The sequence below is a fragment of the Pseudomonas sp. LjRoot277 genome, from assembly GCF_964253845.1.
Taxonomy (GTDB): Bacteria; Pseudomonadota; Gammaproteobacteria; order Pseudomonadales; family Pseudomonadaceae; genus Aquipseudomonas.
Genome location: NZ_CAXURI020000001.1, coordinates 5,322,395 through 5,336,756, shown reverse-complemented (window position 1 = coordinate 5,336,756; position 14,362 = coordinate 5,322,395). Strand labels below are relative to the sequence as shown.

Below are 14,362 nucleotides of genomic sequence, written 5' to 3'. Positions count from 1 at the left end.
AAACGACGCCTGCGCTCAGAAAGGTTCTCAGGTGGTGCAGCAAACGGTGCAGACCATCCAGGACATTTCCAAAGACTTGAACGAAGCGGCGCTGAGCATTGATGCCGTCAGCAAACAGTCCGACATCATCGGCACCATCGTCCAGACCATTCGTGGCATTGCCGATCAAACCAACCTGCTGGCGCTCAACGCCGCGATCGAAGCGGCCCGTGCCGGGGAGCATGGACGCGGGTTTGCGGTAGTCGCCGATGAAGTTCGCAGCCTTGCGGCACGAACGAGCCAGGCTACGGTGGAGATCGTTGAAGTGGTGCGCAAGAATCACGATTTGTCATTGAGTGCGGTGTCGAGCATGCAATCGAGTTTGAGTCGCACCGGGTTAGGCGTGGAACTGGCGAACGAAGCGGGGGAGGTGATCCTGGAGATTCAGCAAGGGTCGCGGCATGTGGTGGATGCGATCAGTCAGTTTAATTCGACGTTGCAGATAAGTTGATAGCGGCACATTAAAAAGGGTCCCTCGAAGGGTAATGCCGATCAGTTAAGCCATTTCAGCCGCAACGCAAACCTTGTAGCAGCTGGCGAAGCCTGCGTTCGGCTGCGCAGCAGTCGTAAACCCTATGTACCCGGTGGGTCTGACGCAACGCAGTGTCTGACTTTACGACTGCTTCGCAGCCGAACGCAGGCTTCGCCAGCTGCTACGGATTGTGTCGTTCCATAACTGATCGGCATTACCCTCGAAGGGACCCTTTTTTGACTTCCGCACTGTTAAAGCGAAGCGAGAAACTTGTCGACCACCTGGCTGCTGCCATTTTCGCTGCTGCTGTTTTCTTTCTCGACCTGCGCCAGTTTGGTCTTGTCTTGCATGCGCTCGGCAATCTCTTTACCGATCGCCAGTTGTTTTTCCGGCGGCATGGTTTTAGGTCATTTTCCGTCAGACCCATCTCTTGCAAAATACTGTCGCGCAACCGCTGTTCCGGTGTTTTGCTCATGTACTCCTTGAATGCTTCTACGGCTCGACGATAACGAAGGATTGAGGTCAACATTTGCCGCCTGACGGCAGAGGCCGACCGCACGGTGGATCAGCGATGGGCTTATGGCGCAATCGGGATATCGAAGGTCTGAAACGCATCATCCACCGGACTGTAACCCAACACCCGCGTGGTTTCGCTGAGATCCAGGCGCTTGAAGCGGTTGTTGGAAATGCCGTGGGCGATCAGGTGTTGCACGCCTTCGACCTCCACCGAACGTTGCAGCAATTGCACTGCATCGCGCGGGCTCAGCCAGGCGCTCAGGTCTCGGGCATTGGTCAGTTCATGACGGTCCGGGAATTCGAAAGCACCGATCCGTATCGCGATGGTCGAAAGGTTGCGTTTGGCAGCATAGAACGCACACAACGCTTCGCCATAACACTTGCTGACGCCATACAGATTGGCCGGCATGACCTGCATGCCCGGGGTGATCTGCCGGTCCACCGGATAGCCTTCGATGGTTTGCGCACTGCTGGCGAACACCACTCGTTTGCAGCCAGCCGCTGCCGCAGCTTCGAACAGGTAAGTGGTGGCCAGAATGTTATTGGGCAGCAGCTCATTGAAAGCGGCAGTGGCGTGAGGAATGCCGGCCAAGTGCACGATGACGTCGATCCCTTTCAATACTTCGCCCATGGCCGCGAGGTCGGACAGGTCCAGGCTGACAAAACGGTGAGGCGCATCGACCGCAAAGTCGGGCTCGATGCGATCCGTCAGGACGAAGGTGTAGCGGTCTTTTGAGGCTTCGAAAAAGGTTTTGCCGATTCTGCCGCAGGCACCGGTCAGCAGTACGTTGAGTCCGTTCATGAGTCTCTCTTTTCAGGGTAGGAGTGTTGCGGGTTTGGCGTTATGGCAGGCCATTGCAGCCGTGTTTCAGGAATCCCGGGCGTTGTGCTAACCGTTGGAAATACTCGTCGATGGCCGGGTAGTCGGGGCGCTCCATCGGTGTCATCAGCCAGCGATTGACCGACAGCCCGATGACAATGTCCGCCAGTGTGAAGTGTGGCCCGGCGACATACGCTTTGGTGGCCGCGAGCTGATGCTCGAGGATGCCCATTTTCTGATTCCAGCCGTGTACACCGGCTGCAATGTGATGCGGGTCCCGGAATTCCGGATCTTTGCGTACCAACGCCGTGAACGCGTAGCTCCAGGAGGCATTGAGTTCGGTCGCTTGCCAATCCATCCACTGTTCCACCCGAGCGCGGGCCGCCGGTTCGTGGGGCAGCAGATCGGTGTTGTGGTGTTTGCCGGCCAGATAGCGGCAAATGGTGTTGGACTCCCACAGCACGCCGGCCTCATCGATGATCACGGGCACCAGTGCGTTGGGATTGAGCCTGAGAAACTCCGGCGTGTGGGTCGACGCATAACCGCCGCCCCAGTCTTCACGTTCGTAGGCAACACCCAGTTCCTCACAGGTCCACAGGACTTTTCTGACGTTGATGGACGAGGCTTTTCCCAGAATCTTCAGTGCATGTTCCATTGAGCTACTCCGTTAGCGATTCGACGCTTCAGGAATCTAACAGACATTCAGCGTTTTCGAACCGGGTCCGGCAGCGCCGAAGTTGGCAAACCAAACGTGCGATCAAACAGCCAGTTGAAGGCGAAGGTGTAGCACGGGATGAAAATGATCAGCGCCGCGTCCAGCAGGAAGGCTTGCACCAGGCTGATGTTCATCCACCAGGCGATCAACGGGATGAGGAACACTAACAAGATTAGTTGAAAACCCACGGCATTGGTGGCCCTTGCCCGGAAGCTCTGCCGGGTGGCATTTGCCCTGATGAAAAATCAGAGCGAATACCACCCGGCCTGAAGTTGCGGGGTTGCCCTGCAACATAGAATCTCCCACAGTGGCTAAGTACTCTCGCGCACCTTCAACTCAAACCCCATGTCCTGCACCGGTTTCGCAACCGTATTACCCGCCATCAACGTCAACATCTGCTCCGCCGCGCGGCGTCCGATGGCTTCTCGCGGGGTGCTGATGCTGCTCAGGCGCGGCACCATGTGGGCCGAGGCCGGCAGGTCGTTGAAGCCGAGGATCGCCACTTGTTCGGGGATCTTGATCCCGCAGCGCATGGCTTCGAGCAGTGCGCCCTGGGCCAGGTCGTCGTTGCCGAAGAAGATCGCATCGACATCGGGATGAGTGGCGAGCAGTTGCAGGAACAGTTCGCCACCAAGGCCGACGGAGGAGGCGCGAGGTGTCAGCACTTCCAGGTCCGGGTCATACAAACCGGCCTTTTGCAGGGCTTTGCGGAAACCTTCGCCGCGCAGCAACGTGCGTTGATCGAGTTGCGCGCCGATGTAGGCCAGACGCTTACGACCGCGCGACAGCAAATGCCCGGCCGCTGTCTCGCCAGCCGCGAGTTGCGAAAAACCCACGCAATTCAGGCCGGCGGCGCTGTCCAGTTCCATCATGTACACACACGGAATGTTGCTGGCCTCGATCATCCGGCGCGAACTTTCGGTGCGGTCGAAACCGGTCAGCAGCAAACCGCGAGGTTGATACGCCATGTAGTTGCGCAGCAGGTTTTCTTCTTCATCACGTGAGTAATGGAAGTTCCCGATCAGCACTTCGAAGCCTTTTTGGCGCAAAACCTGATGAATGGCTTCCAGCGTGTCGATGAACAACAAGTTGGACAGCGACGGCACCAAAACCACCACCGAATGGCTCTGGGCCGAGGCTAACGCGCGGGCGGCGGGGTTGACCACGTAGTTGAGGTCAAGCGCCGCTTTCTGCACTTTTTCCACCAGTTCGGTGGCCACCGTGCTGACCCCGCGCAGGGCGCGAGAGGCGGTGATCGGGCTGACACCGGCCAGGCGTGCGACTTCGTTCAAAGTGGGGCGGCCAGTGGTGCGCGTATTTTTATCGTTTTTAGGAGAGATCATCGGACGGCTTGCCAAACAAAATTCGAGGCACTAAGGTAGCGCTGTCTCGACGCAGCTGCAAATGCGTGAGCGGGGTTTGCCTGATCCCCGTTTTTTGGCGTTGGGAACGAACATGCTGCAACCCACAAAAATGACAAGAAGGCGTCGGCAACTTCTGCTTTTGCTCTAGAGTCATAACTGGCAAAGGTAGCGCTGTCTGCGCGCTGAGGTGTTACATGAATCATCCCATCACCGCCCTGGTCATCATGGGCGTTGCCGGTTGCGGCAAGACTTGCGTCAGCGAGGCCTTGTGCCAACTCAGCGGCGCGACCGCCATTGAAGGCGACACTTTCCACCCTGCCGCCAATATCGAAAAGATGAGCGCGGGTATCCCCCTGAACGACGACGACCGTGCCGGCTGGCTCGACAGCCTGTGCGATGAATTGCGCCGCATTGACGCCAAGGGCGAACGCCCGGTGCTGACCTGTTCGGCCCTCAAACACATTTACCGTGAACGTCTGCGCAGCGCCTTGCCGGGCCTGGGCTTCGTGTTCCTGGAACTGACCCCTGAAGTCGCCGCCGATCGTGTCTCCCATCGACCGGGCCACTTCATGCCGTCGACGCTGATCGACAGCCAGTTCGCCACCCTTGAATCGCCCGTTGGCGAGCCCCTGACCCTGGCTCTGGACGCTTCGAACCACAGCGTCGACCAATTGGCGAAGCAAGCTCACGACTGGTGGCAGGCTCATGGCCTGAAACACGCCGTATGAGTTTTGCTCGAAGAGATAGCGCTGTCCTGATGGCTTGCGAATTCCCCGCTTTAATAACAACAACAACCAGGAGACACCCCTAATGTTTGGCATGTCCCACGAGACGTTCCTGCTGCTCGATGCAGTGGTCACGGTGATCGGGCTTATCGTCCTGATTACCAAGTTCAAGTTTCACCCGTTCATTGCCCTGATCATCGCCGCAGCCTTTCTCGGGCTGACCTCCGGCATGCCGATCGGCACCATCATCAAGGCGTTCCAGGACGGCTTCGGTGGGGTGCTCGGGTTCGTCGGGATCATCCTGGCGCTGGGCACCATGCTCGGCAAAATGATGGCCGAGTCGGGCGGGGCGGATCAGATTGCCCAAACCCTGATTCGCGCGTTCGGCAAGGACAAGGTGCAGTGGGCGATGATGTTCGCGGCCTTCCTGGTCGGCATTCCGCTGTTCTTCGAAATCGGCTTCGTGCTGCTGATCCCGCTGGTGTTCATCGTGGCCCGGCGTACCGGCGTGTCGATCATCAAGATCGGTATCCCGCTGCTGGCCGGTCTGTCCGCCGTGCACGGTCTGGTTCCGCCGCACCCGGGTCCGTTGCTGGCCATCGGCGTGTTCGGTGCCGACATCGGTAAAACCATTCTGTACGGTCTGATCGTTGCGCTGCCGACGGCCATCATCGCCGGCCCGATCTACGGCACGTTCATCGCCAAGTACATTCCGGGTCATCCTAACCAGGAACTGGTGGATCAACTGGCGCGTGATGACGATTCTGCCGATCTCCCGAGCTTCGCCATCACCTTGATCACCGTGCTGTCGCCGGTGTTCCTGATGCTGCTCAAGACCTTTGCCGATGTGGTGCTGCCGGACGGCAACTTCTTCCGCACTTTCATGGACCTGATCGGTCATCCGATCTCGGCACTGTTGCTGGCGTTGCTACTGTCGCTGTACACCTTCGGTTACAAGCAGGGCATTGGCTCCAACCAGATGCTCAAATGGCTGGATGCCAGCCTTGCGCCAACCGCCGCCATCATCCTGATCATCGGTGCCGGTGGTGGCTTCAAGCAGATGCTGGTAACCAGCGGCGTTGGTAATGTCATCGGTAACATGGCGGTGGCCGCGCAGATTTCGCCAATCCTTCTGGCGTGGCTGGTGGCGGCGGTGATCCGTATCGCGACCGGTTCTGCAACCGTGGCGACTATTACCGGCGCGGGCATTGTGGTGCCGGTGGTGGGGATGATTCCGGGTGTGAACCGTGAGCTGCTGGTGTTGGCCACGGGTGCCGGTTCGTTGATCCTGTCTCACGTCAACGACGCGGGTTTCTGGCTGGTGAAGCAGTACTTCAACATGACCGTAGCGGAAACCTTCAAGACCTGGACCGCGATGGAAACCATCCTGTCCGTGGTGGGCCTGGGCTTCATACTGCTGTTGTCACTGTTCGTCTAAGCACACCGCAAAACAACTGTGGGAGCGGGCTTGCTCGCGAAAGCGGACTTACATTCAACATTTACTTTGAATGTAAGTCCGCTTCGCGAGCAAGCCCGCTCCCACATTGTTATGTGTCAGGCATCAGGATTTGCTGACTAACCCATCCGCCCGGAACATCCCGCGAATCCCGCGTATGGCCTGACGAATCCGGTCCTGGTTTTCGATCAGCGCGAAGCGCACGTGATCGTCCCCATACTCACCAAACCCCACGCCCGGCGACACGCAAACCTTGGCCTCGGCCAGCAGCTTTTTGGCGAACTCCAGCGAGCCCAAGTGCGCATACGCCTCGGGGATCTTCGCCCAGACATACATCGACGCTTTCGGGTTCTCAACCATCCAGCCCAGTTCATGCAGGCCTTTGACCAGCACGTTACGGCGCTGACGATACTGCTCGGCAATGTCTTTGACGCACTGCTGATCACCTTCCAGCGCCGCAATCGCCGCGACCTGCAGCGGGGTGAACGTGCCGTAGTCGTGGTAGCTCTTGATCCGCGCCAGGGCGTTGACCAGTTCGGCATTGCCAACCATGAAACCGATGCGCCAGCCCGCCATGTTGTAGCTCTTGGACAAGGTGAAAAACTCCACCGCAATGTCCTTGGCGCCCGGCACTTGCATGATCGACGGGGCTTTCCAGCCGTCATAGACGATGTCGGCGTAAGCCAGGTCGTGAACCACCAAAACGTCGTACTGCTTGGCGAGGGCGATCACTCGCTCGAAGAAGTCCAGCTCCACGCACTGGGCAGTGGGGTTGGACGGGAAGCCGAGGATCATCATTTTCGGTTTCGGGATCGAGCCGCGAATGGCGCTTTCCAGTTCGGCGAAGAAGTCCACGCCTGGAATCAACGGCACCGAACGCACCTGGGCGCCGGCAATCACCGCGCCGTAGATGTGAATCGGGTAACTCGGGTTCGGCACCAGAACGGTGTCGCCCTGGTCGAGGGTGGCCAGCATCAAATGCGCCAGGCCTTCCTTGGAACCGATGGTGACGATGGCTTCGCTTTCCGGGTCGATGTCGACCTCGTAGCGATCCTTGTACCAATTGGAAATTGCCCGGCGCAGACGCGGAATGCCCTTGGACGTCGAATAACCGTGGGTGTCTTCGCGCTGGGCGACGGTGACCAGTTTTTCGACGATGTGCGGCGGAGTAGGGCCATCAGGGTTGCCCATGCTGAAGTCGATGATGTCTTCGCCACGACGACGGGCGGCCATCTTCAGTTCGGCAGTGATGTTGAATACGTAAGGGGGGAGTCGATCTATGCGCGCAAAGCGGCGCGGCGAACCTGGGTTAGCCATTATTGCCTCGGATAACGTGAGCGCCCGGAACCGTCCGAGCGACGCTGGTCACTGCGGTGACCTGTGGCGGAATGTAAGGGCTGATGTGGCAAACTGTCCAGCGACTATGTAAACAAATTTATCCGAAGGAAATCGGTTGATGGAATTTACCAGTGGCTTCTTGCTGAGCCTTTCGCTGTGCCTGGACATCGGCGTGGCCAACATCGCGATGATCACGTTGGCGATGCAACGTGGCTATTTTCAAGGCTTTGCGCTGGGTTTGGGGACCTGTGTCGGCGACCTGATCTACGCCGTGCTGGCCTTGGCCGGGATGACCGTTTTGCTGCAATACGAAAGCGTGCGCTGGGTGCTGTGGATCGGAGGTTCGGCGCTGTTGTTCTACTTCGCGGCGAAGATGATCTATTCGGCGATCCACCATGAAGCGGTACTGGCGCAGGCCGAAGACGTGGGTCAGAACTCCCATCGGCGAGAGTTTTTTCGCGGGATCTTCCTCGCCATGTCGTCTCCCAGCGCCATTCTCTGGTTCGCGGCGGTGGGCGGCACATTGATCGCTCGATCCGGCGGCGGTGGCGCCCTCAGCTCGGCGCTGTTTCTTGGCGGATTTCTGTGCGCCGGGGTGCTCTGGTGCGTGGCTTTGTGCTTCGCGGCGAGTCACGGCGGCAAGTTGCTGGGCGACAAACTGCTGCGTTACTCCTATATGGCATCGGCGGCGATCTTCTGCTATTTCGCGGTCTACGTGATCCTATCGGGTTATAACGAGTTTGTCGGCGCAGTTGCTGTCGAGCAGTTGCATGCACTGTAACTGGGCGAATTCGGTTTGGGTTCTATACTCCCAGCCGAACCCACTTTTTTGTTCCAGGAGTTGAGTCATGGATGAGCAAACAGGCGACGACACCGCCAAGCCACGCTTCGAGTACGGGCACTTCCTGCTCATTGCAGGACTTGGCGGGCGATTTACCGCAGACACCACTAAAGGCATTCCCGATCTCTGGGAGAAATTCATTCCCGAGATTGGCAAAATCCCCGGTCAAAAAAGCGAAGTGACCTACGGCATCTGCTGCAATCCGGATGGCAAGGGCGGCTTTGAATACATTGCCGGCGTTGAAATCAGCAAGCTCGACGACCTGCCGGATAAATACCGTTGGGTCGAGGTCCAGCCTCAGCACTACGCCGTGTTCGAGCACAAGGGCTCGCTCGATCAGTTGCCCCAGACCTTCCAATACATCTGGAAAACCTGGCTGCCGCAGTCCGGTTATCAGGCGGCGGACGCGCCGGAATTCGAACGCTACAGCGAAGACTTCAACCCGAAGCTCAACACCGGTGTGCTGGAAATCTGGCTGCCGCTCAAAGCGTAATGAGCGGGTCGAGCGGCGGATCGGCGGTCCGCCTCTCTGATCGATATGAACACCTTATTAATTTATGATCCCCCGCCTTTCCATCGCTGATCCCGAGCTGCCATGAACACCGTCATCCGTCACGTCACACCTGCTGATCTGGACCGCTGCTACGCCATCGAAACCGTTGCCTACGAAGGCGACGAAGCCGCCACCCGCGAAAAAATCGCCAGGCGCATTGCCACCTGGCCCGAAGGTTTCATCGTGGCCGAAGTCGACGGCGTCGTAGCCGGTTTCATCAATTCCGGTGCGGCGTTTCAGGTCGAGATGTCGGACGAGGCGTTCAAGGAACTGATCGGCCACGACCCGGCCGGCCCGCACGTGGTCATCATGTCGGTGGTGGTGCACCCGGATTATCAAGGGCAGGGGCTAGCGAAACAGTTGATGGGCGAATTCATCGAGCGGATGCGCGCGCTGGGCAAGACCAGCATCCATCTGATGTGCAAGGAGCGGCACATTCCGCTATATGCCGGGTTTGGCTTTGCCTACATCAAGCCTTCAGCGTCTGACCATGGCGGGATGGCGTGGCATGAGATGGTGCTCGAGTTGTAACCAATCTATCGAACACCGACGATTCACTGTGGGAGCGGGCTTGCTCGCGAATGCGGTGTGTCAGTCAACATCATTCGTGACTGACACACCGCATTCGCGAGCAAGCCCGCTCCCACAGTGATTCGGTGTTGTGTCAGTAGAGACTATCCCGCACTCTCGCCGGCGCTTCCCGGTCATACGTCTCGGCATCGAACTGCCCATCGTTCAACCGCTTGTGAAACGCACCCGCCGTCGGCAGGGCAGAGCGTTCGAGGTGCTTTTGCGGGTTCCATAAATCCGAACGAACGATGGCCTTGGAGCAGTGGAAATACGCCGCTTCCACCGTCACCAGCATCACCGTGCGCGCCGGTTTTCCGTTCACCGCAAAGCTCTCCAGCAACCCAGGTTCGGCGCTGATCTTTGCCGTGCCGTTAACCCGCAATGTTTCGCCAATCCCGGGAATGATGAACAGCAGCGACACCCGCGAATTGAGCACGACGTTACGCAGCGTGTCGATGCGGTTGTTGCCCGGCCGATCGGGGATCGCCAGGGTGCGTTCATCAATGATCCGCACGAAACCCGCCGTGTCACCCCGTGGCGAACCGTCCATCCCGTCAGGCCCCACCGAGCTGACGATCACCAGCGGCGAGGCGCGGACCATTGCCTGATAGTCCTCGTTCAGAAAGGGGATCTGCTTGCGCACGGCGCGGTCGTGGGGTTGGCCGTAGAGGGCTTCCAGTTCTTCGATGCTGTTGAGCATAACCACCTCAGAAAATCAGACCCATGCGCCGTTCGTAACCGATCCGGCCCTTGTAAGCTTCGCCGCTGTCGACCCAGCCGAATTTTGCGTAGAGCGCGATGGCCGATTCGTTGTCCGCATCCACCGACAACTCCAGCCCCTTTATTTCCGGAAACGCCTGACGCGCCACGTCGGGCAGGGCTTGCAGACAGGCCTTGCCATAACCTTTGCCCTGAGCCCGTTGATCGACTTGCAGTGCGTGAAGGGTGGCGCTGTGTTCATCGGCCCAGGCCGGCAATACGGGCGGGCGCTTGAGCAGCAGAAAGGCCACGGGAACATCCTCGACCAGAAGCGCGAATCCTTTGACGCCGGGGCCGGGTTTGGACAGCAAGGTGTGCAACGCACCGTGAATATCGCCGGAGAACCTGATTTGTTCTTTGTGAACTTCAATGGCCTCGACCTGCTGGCGCTGGAGCGCGTTCAGGCTGTCGTAAGGCACGAGTCTGGCTGTCACTGGAGTGTCCTTTTTCCAACAAAATGTGTTTCGAATTCTAACGAGTTTGCGTCCATGGATTATTTTTATTTCTACTGTCGATTTGGCTTTTCGCCAGACGACTAAGGGTGTCTTCACAACAAAAACCACGGAGAACCACCATGAACGCTACCCACGAAATCCAGACCCTGATCGACACCTATCGTCAGGCGGTCATCGCCAAGGATGTCGAGAAACTCATGCCCCTGTATGCCGAAGACATCGTCTCCTACGACGCGGTCAAGGCCCTGCAATTCCGCGGGAAGGCAGCCTACCGCGCGCATTGGCAGGAATGCATGGAAATGTGCCAGGGCGCGCACACGTTTGATTTCGACCATATGAACATCGTCGCGGACGAGCACATCGCCTTCGCCCATTGGCTGGCCCATTGCGGTGGCACCAACGAGAAGGGCGAAACCCAGGCCTGCTGGATGCGCGTGACCGCCTGCTATCGGCGCGACGAAGGGCAATGGCGCATCGTCCACGAGCACTGGTCGGCTCCGTTCGACATGATGAGCGGCACGGTGCTGTTCAACCTGGAACCCTGAGCATCAGGCCGATTCGTCGGGAATGTCGCGAAAGCGTCAATCTGCAGCCATAGTTGATCCGTTCGATTCAGGAGAGCCCCATGAAGTACTTATGCCTGGTCTACAGCGACGAACATACGTTGCACTCGCTGCCCGAGAGCCCGAACGACGCTGAATGCATGGCCTACGGCGAGGCGATCCAGGGCAGCGGCCGAATGGTCGCCGCCGAGGCGCTGGAGTCGGTGCAGACCGCGACCACCGTGCGCATGCGCAACGGGAAGATGTCGATCACCGATGGCCCGTTCGCCGAAACCAAGGAGCAATTGGCCGGCTTCTACCTGATCGATGCCAAGGACCTCAATGAAGCCATCCAGGTCGCCGGCAACATCCCGGCGGCCCGGGTCGGCTGTGTCGAGGTTCGTCCCGTTCGCCAGTTGAATCCCGGCGCCTGATGTCGGCCGAGTCGGTACGGGCGCAGGTCGAGCAGGTTTACCGCGACGACTCACGGCGGATTCTGGCGACCCTGATCCGTTTGCTTGGCGATTTCGATCTCGCCGAAGAAGCCTTGCACGAGGCGTTTTTCGTCGCGGTCGAGCGCTGGCAGCGTGACGGCGTGCCGGACAATCCGCGTACCTGGCTCGTGTCCACGGGGCGCTTCAAGGCCATCGATGTGTTGCGTCGGCGCGCACGCTTCATCGCGTCGCAACCGATGTTGATCGCTCAACTGGAGGCGCTGGAGCAGGCCGACTGGAGTGACGAAGACGTGGAAGACGATCGCCTGCGCCTGATCTTCACCTGTTGTCACCCGGCACTCGCGGCGGACGCCCAGGTGCCGCTGACGCTGCGCGAAGTCTGCGACCTGACCACGGAAGAAATCGCCCGGGCCTTTCTGTCGGCGCCAGCGACCATCGCCCAGCGCATCGTGCGTGCCAAGGCCAAAATCCGTGACGCAAAAATTCCTTATCAAGTGCCAACCCTGGCGGAATTGCCCGAGCGCCTGGACAGCGTGCTGCGAGTGATTTACCTGGTGTTCAACGAAGGCTATTCCGCGTCCATGGGCGCGGAACTGACCCGTGAGGATTTGACCCGTGAGGCGATTCGGCTCGGTCGTTTGTTGATGGAACTGTTGCCCGAACCCGAGGTGATGGGGCTACTGGCGCTGATGCTGTTGCATGAGTCCCGACGCCCGGCTCGGACATCGGCGAGCGGAGAGTTGATCGTGCTGGATGAGCAGGACCGTTCGTTGTGGGACGTCGAGATGATCGCTGAAGGTTGCGCGTTGGTAGAGCGGGCGCTGACGACTCGGCAATTCGGGCCTTATTGCCTGCAAGCGGCGATAGCAGCGTCGCATGCCGAAGCGCCCACGGCGGCGGAAACGGACTGGCTGGAGATTGTGGGTCTGTATGACGTGCTGTTGCGGGCGGTGCCTTCGCCGGTGATCGAATTGAACCGTGCGGCGGCGATCTCCAAACGGGATGGACCGTTGGCGGGGCTGACGTTGATTGAAGGGATTCTGGCGCGGGGTGATTTGCTGGATTACCACTTGGCGCACACGGCGCGGGCGGAGTTTTGTCGGCAGTTGGGAAGGGTAGATGAGGCGCGGGCGGCTTATGAGCGGGCGTTGGAGTTGACGCAGCAAGTGCCGGAGCGGCGGTTTATCGAGGCCCGGTTGCGGGAGCTGAAGTGATGATGATCTTGCGGGCCTCTTCGCGAGCAAGCCCGCTCCCACAGTTGACCGAGTTCCTTCAACAGAAATGCGGTTGAATGTGGGAGCGGGCTTGCTCGCGAATGGCAGCACCGCTATTCCAACATCTTGCCGAGCAACCAACTCCCCGCCGGCCCCGGCGGATGCAGCCGCGACCACAGCGCATCGACGAACACCGGTTTCGGCCAGCCGCGCACGTCCAGTTCCTGCAACGTCCCAGGCCCAAACCGCTCCACCAGCCACCGCGGCAACGGCGCCCAGCCGAACCCGCCCTGGGCCATTTCCAGCAGCATCAGATAACTCGGCGCCGACCAGACGCGCCCCTTCGCACGGCTTTCATACGGATTGACGATCGTCGCCAGACGCAGCTCCCGGTGTTGTTGCAACACGTCTTGATCAATGTGGCTCAGCGCCGCCAACGGATGCTCGCGGGACACGAACAGGGCAATCTCCGTCCGTTCTTCCACGGTCGAACTGACCAGGTCCGGCGGGTAACTGTCCTGTTTTTCGGCGAAGGCCACATGCGCCCGACCCCGTTGCACCAAGGCCACCAGGTCATCGCACTCGGCGATCAGGCATTCAAGTTCCAGATCCGGATAGCGCTGCTCGAAGGCACTGAGCGCTGCTTCGAAACGGTCGGACTGATACGTGTCGGAAATCGCCACGGTCAGTTTTGGCTCGACCCCTTGGGACAGTTGGCTGGCGGTCATTTCCAGTCGGCTGGTAGCGGCCAGGATTTCCTCGGCCCGTTGCAGCATCACGTGCCCGGCCGGGGTCAGGCTCGGCTTGCGGCTGCTGCGGTCGAACAGTGTCAGGTTCAAGTCGATTTCAAGGCTGGCCACGGCGGCGCTGATGGTCGACTGACTGCGGCCCAATTTGCGCGCCGCGGCGGAAAACGAGCCTTGAGTCGCTGCCTGAACGAAGGCCTGCAACACTTCTTGAGAGGCCATGAACTATCGCCTTGATCGATGGTTATTGGTTATGAAGTATCGGTGTGAAGAAGGATCATGGCAACCACAGTCACTCAGAGGAGTCTGGCCATGAGCGCCAACAAATCCATCACTGAACGTATTTTCCAGGCCATCGGTTTTGAATTGCTGGCCATCCTGATCTGTACCCCGTTGCTGGCCTGGATCATGGACAAACCGATGCTCGACATGGGCGTCGTGACCATGGCTATCGCGGCACTTGCCCTGGCTTGGAACGTGGTCTTCAACGGATTGTTCGACCGTGCGCTCAAACACTACGGCATCGTGCACAACGCGTGGGTGCGTGTTGTCCATGCGCTGTTGTTCGAAGGCGGTCTGGTCGCGGTGGGCGTGCCGTTGATTGCCTGGTGGCTGAAGGTCAGCCTGTGGCAAGCGTTCGTGCTGGATATCGGCGTGCTGCTGTTTTTCCTGCCGTACACCTACGTTTATCACTGGACGTATGACGTGGTACGGGAGCGGGTGGTGATGCGCCAGGCTGTTTCGGGATCCCTGTAGGAGCTGTCGAGTGAAACGAGGCTGCG

The 14,362-nt window shown here is 59.2% G+C and carries 17 protein-coding genes and 3 pseudogenes; 11 read left to right on the top strand and 9 right to left on the bottom strand.

Annotated features, from left to right (window positions below; genetic code table 11):
- The first annotated feature begins 31 nt into the window (after nucleotides 1-31).
- Complete coding sequence (locus tag ACSQ87_RS25035) at nucleotides 32-490, top strand: methyl-accepting chemotaxis protein (RefSeq protein WP_436275115.1); 459 nt, start codon at nucleotides 32-34, stop codon at nucleotides 488-490.
- A 272-nt stretch (nucleotides 491-762) separates the two neighbouring features.
- Here the strand turns inward: ACSQ87_RS25035 and ACSQ87_RS25030 are convergent.
- From ACSQ87_RS25030 to ACSQ87_RS25015, 4 genes and pseudogenes are all read right to left on the bottom strand, one after another.
- Nucleotides 763-1,010, bottom strand: a pseudogene (locus tag ACSQ87_RS25030) (hypothetical protein); the annotation flags it as partial.
- A gap of 78 nt (nucleotides 1,011-1,088) precedes the next feature.
- The gene (locus ACSQ87_RS25025; RefSeq protein WP_223431833.1) at nucleotides 1,089-1,829 is read right to left on the bottom strand and encodes an NAD-dependent epimerase/dehydratase family protein; all 741 of its coding nucleotides are present in this window, start codon (nucleotides 1,827-1,829) and stop codon (nucleotides 1,089-1,091) included.
- A 40-nt stretch (nucleotides 1,830-1,869) separates the two neighbouring features.
- A complete protein-coding gene (locus tag ACSQ87_RS25020; protein ID WP_046049512.1) occupies nucleotides 1,870-2,502 on the bottom strand; it encodes a glutathione S-transferase family protein in 633 nt (210 codons plus the stop codon).
- Between the two features lie 47 nt (nucleotides 2,503-2,549).
- Nucleotides 2,550-2,756: pseudogene (locus ACSQ87_RS25015) on the bottom strand (chlorhexidine efflux transporter); the annotation flags it as partial.
- Here ACSQ87_RS25015 and ACSQ87_RS25010 point away from each other — a divergent pair.
- Nucleotides 2,752-2,858: pseudogene (locus ACSQ87_RS25010) on the top strand (IS110 family transposase); the annotation flags it as partial. The pseudogenes ACSQ87_RS25015 and ACSQ87_RS25010 overlap by 5 nt on opposite strands.
- A gap of 15 nt (nucleotides 2,859-2,873) precedes the next feature.
- Here ACSQ87_RS25010 and ACSQ87_RS25005 read toward each other — a convergent pair.
- The gene (locus tag ACSQ87_RS25005; protein ID WP_436274602.1) at nucleotides 2,874-3,905 is read right to left on the bottom strand and encodes a LacI family DNA-binding transcriptional regulator; all 1,032 of its coding nucleotides are present in this window, start codon (nucleotides 3,903-3,905) and stop codon (nucleotides 2,874-2,876) included.
- 215 nt (nucleotides 3,906-4,120) lie between these two features.
- Between ACSQ87_RS25005 and ACSQ87_RS25000 the strand changes: the two genes are divergently transcribed.
- Both ACSQ87_RS25000 and ACSQ87_RS24995 read left to right on the top strand, forming a co-directional pair.
- Nucleotides 4,121-4,654, top strand: coding sequence for a gluconokinase (locus ACSQ87_RS25000; protein ID WP_046049516.1), 534 nt, complete (start codon nucleotides 4,121-4,123; stop codon nucleotides 4,652-4,654).
- 82 nt (nucleotides 4,655-4,736) lie between these two features.
- Nucleotides 4,737-6,089, top strand: a complete 1,353-nt coding sequence (locus ACSQ87_RS24995; protein ID WP_223431835.1) for a GntP family permease — start codon at nucleotides 4,737-4,739, stop codon at nucleotides 6,087-6,089.
- A gap of 123 nt (nucleotides 6,090-6,212) precedes the next feature.
- Here ACSQ87_RS24995 and alaC read toward each other — a convergent pair whose 3' ends face one another.
- A complete protein-coding gene (alaC, locus tag ACSQ87_RS24990; RefSeq protein ID WP_436274601.1) occupies nucleotides 6,213-7,424 on the bottom strand; it encodes an alanine transaminase in 1,212 nt (403 codons plus the stop codon).
- Between the two features lie 139 nt (nucleotides 7,425-7,563).
- On the opposite strand from alaC, the gene ACSQ87_RS24985 reads away from it, so the two are divergent.
- From ACSQ87_RS24985 to ACSQ87_RS24975, 3 genes are all read left to right on the top strand, one after another.
- Nucleotides 7,564-8,226 (top strand): LysE family translocator, encoded by a 663-nt coding sequence (locus ACSQ87_RS24985; protein ID WP_436274600.1) that lies wholly within the window; start codon nucleotides 7,564-7,566, stop codon nucleotides 8,224-8,226.
- A gap of 67 nt (nucleotides 8,227-8,293) precedes the next feature.
- Nucleotides 8,294-8,779 (top strand): GyrI-like domain-containing protein, encoded by a 486-nt coding sequence (locus tag ACSQ87_RS24980; protein WP_223431838.1) that lies wholly within the window; start codon nucleotides 8,294-8,296, stop codon nucleotides 8,777-8,779.
- Nucleotides 8,780-8,881: 102 nt separating this feature from the next.
- Entirely contained in the window at nucleotides 8,882-9,370 is a 489-nt protein-coding gene (locus ACSQ87_RS24975) for a GNAT family N-acetyltransferase (protein WP_436274599.1), read from the top strand.
- A 133-nt stretch (nucleotides 9,371-9,503) separates the two neighbouring features.
- Here the strand turns inward: ACSQ87_RS24975 and ACSQ87_RS24970 are convergent, their stop codons facing one another.
- On the bottom strand, nucleotides 9,504-10,109 hold the full coding sequence (locus ACSQ87_RS24970; RefSeq protein WP_436274598.1) for a pyridoxamine 5'-phosphate oxidase family protein: 606 nt from the start codon (nucleotides 10,107-10,109) through the stop codon (nucleotides 9,504-9,506).
- Nucleotides 10,110-10,116: 7 nt separating this feature from the next.
- The gene (locus ACSQ87_RS24965) at nucleotides 10,117-10,602 is read right to left on the bottom strand and encodes a GNAT family N-acetyltransferase (protein WP_223431841.1); all 486 of its coding nucleotides are present in this window, start codon (nucleotides 10,600-10,602) and stop codon (nucleotides 10,117-10,119) included.
- Between the two features lie 140 nt (nucleotides 10,603-10,742).
- Between ACSQ87_RS24965 and ACSQ87_RS24960 the strand changes: the two genes are divergently transcribed.
- The 3 genes from ACSQ87_RS24960 (at nucleotide 10,743) to ACSQ87_RS24950 (ending at nucleotide 12,834) form a co-directional block, all read left to right on the top strand.
- On the top strand, nucleotides 10,743-11,168 hold the full coding sequence (locus tag ACSQ87_RS24960) for a YybH family protein (protein ID WP_436274597.1): 426 nt from the start codon (nucleotides 10,743-10,745) through the stop codon (nucleotides 11,166-11,168).
- Between the two features lie 80 nt (nucleotides 11,169-11,248).
- On the top strand, nucleotides 11,249-11,599 hold the full coding sequence (locus ACSQ87_RS24955) for a YciI family protein (protein WP_223431843.1): 351 nt from the start codon (nucleotides 11,249-11,251) through the stop codon (nucleotides 11,597-11,599).
- Entirely contained in the window at nucleotides 11,599-12,834 is a 1,236-nt protein-coding gene (locus ACSQ87_RS24950; protein WP_436274596.1) for an RNA polymerase sigma factor, read from the top strand. The genes ACSQ87_RS24955 and ACSQ87_RS24950 overlap by 1 nt, the downstream gene beginning before the upstream one ends.
- A 113-nt stretch (nucleotides 12,835-12,947) precedes the next feature.
- Here ACSQ87_RS24950 and ACSQ87_RS24945 read toward each other — a convergent pair whose 3' ends face one another.
- A complete protein-coding gene (locus ACSQ87_RS24945; RefSeq protein WP_283188928.1) occupies nucleotides 12,948-13,802 on the bottom strand; it encodes a LysR family transcriptional regulator in 855 nt (284 codons plus the stop codon).
- A gap of 90 nt (nucleotides 13,803-13,892) precedes the next feature.
- Here ACSQ87_RS24945 and ACSQ87_RS24940 point away from each other — a divergent pair, with 90 nt between their 5' ends.
- Complete coding sequence (locus ACSQ87_RS24940) at nucleotides 13,893-14,336, top strand: multidrug/biocide efflux PACE transporter (protein WP_436274595.1); 444 nt, start codon at nucleotides 13,893-13,895, stop codon at nucleotides 14,334-14,336.
- The last annotated feature ends 26 nt before the right edge of the window (nucleotides 14,337-14,362 follow it).

Bases quoted from the DNA above. Each gene is read 5' to 3' on its own strand.
- ACSQ87_RS24995 (WP_223431835.1), top strand. From the start codon at position 4,737: ATGTTTGGCATGTCCCACGAGACGTTCCTGCTGCTCGATGCAGTGGTC.
- ACSQ87_RS25005 (WP_436274602.1), bottom strand. From the start codon at position 3,905: ATGATCTCTCCTAAAAACGATAAAAATACGCGCACCACTGGCCGCCCC.
- ACSQ87_RS24960 (WP_436274597.1), top strand. From the start codon at position 10,743: ATGAACGCTACCCACGAAATCCAGACCCTGATCGACACCTATCGTCAG.
- ACSQ87_RS24985 (WP_436274600.1), top strand. From the start codon at position 7,564: ATGGAATTTACCAGTGGCTTCTTGCTGAGCCTTTCGCTGTGCCTGGAC.
- ACSQ87_RS25020 (WP_046049512.1), bottom strand. From the start codon at position 2,502: ATGGAACATGCACTGAAGATTCTGGGAAAAGCCTCGTCCATCAACGTC.
- alaC (WP_436274601.1), bottom strand. From the start codon at position 7,424: ATGGCTAACCCAGGTTCGCCGCGCCGCTTTGCGCGCATAGATCGACTC.
- ACSQ87_RS25000 (WP_046049516.1), top strand. From the start codon at position 4,121: ATGAATCATCCCATCACCGCCCTGGTCATCATGGGCGTTGCCGGTTGC.
- ACSQ87_RS24955 (WP_223431843.1), top strand. From the start codon at position 11,249: ATGAAGTACTTATGCCTGGTCTACAGCGACGAACATACGTTGCACTCG.
- ACSQ87_RS24950 (WP_436274596.1), top strand. From the start codon at position 11,599: ATGTCGGCCGAGTCGGTACGGGCGCAGGTCGAGCAGGTTTACCGCGAC.
- ACSQ87_RS24970 (WP_436274598.1), bottom strand. From the start codon at position 10,109: ATGCTCAACAGCATCGAAGAACTGGAAGCCCTCTACGGCCAACCCCAC.
- ACSQ87_RS24940 (WP_436274595.1), top strand. From the start codon at position 13,893: ATGAGCGCCAACAAATCCATCACTGAACGTATTTTCCAGGCCATCGGT.
- ACSQ87_RS24975 (WP_436274599.1), top strand. From the start codon at position 8,882: ATGAACACCGTCATCCGTCACGTCACACCTGCTGATCTGGACCGCTGC.
- ACSQ87_RS25025 (WP_223431833.1), bottom strand. From the start codon at position 1,829: ATGAACGGACTCAACGTACTGCTGACCGGTGCCTGCGGCAGAATCGGC.
- ACSQ87_RS24980 (WP_223431838.1), top strand. From the start codon at position 8,294: ATGGATGAGCAAACAGGCGACGACACCGCCAAGCCACGCTTCGAGTAC.
- ACSQ87_RS24945 (WP_283188928.1), bottom strand. From the start codon at position 13,802: ATGGCCTCTCAAGAAGTGTTGCAGGCCTTCGTTCAGGCAGCGACTCAA.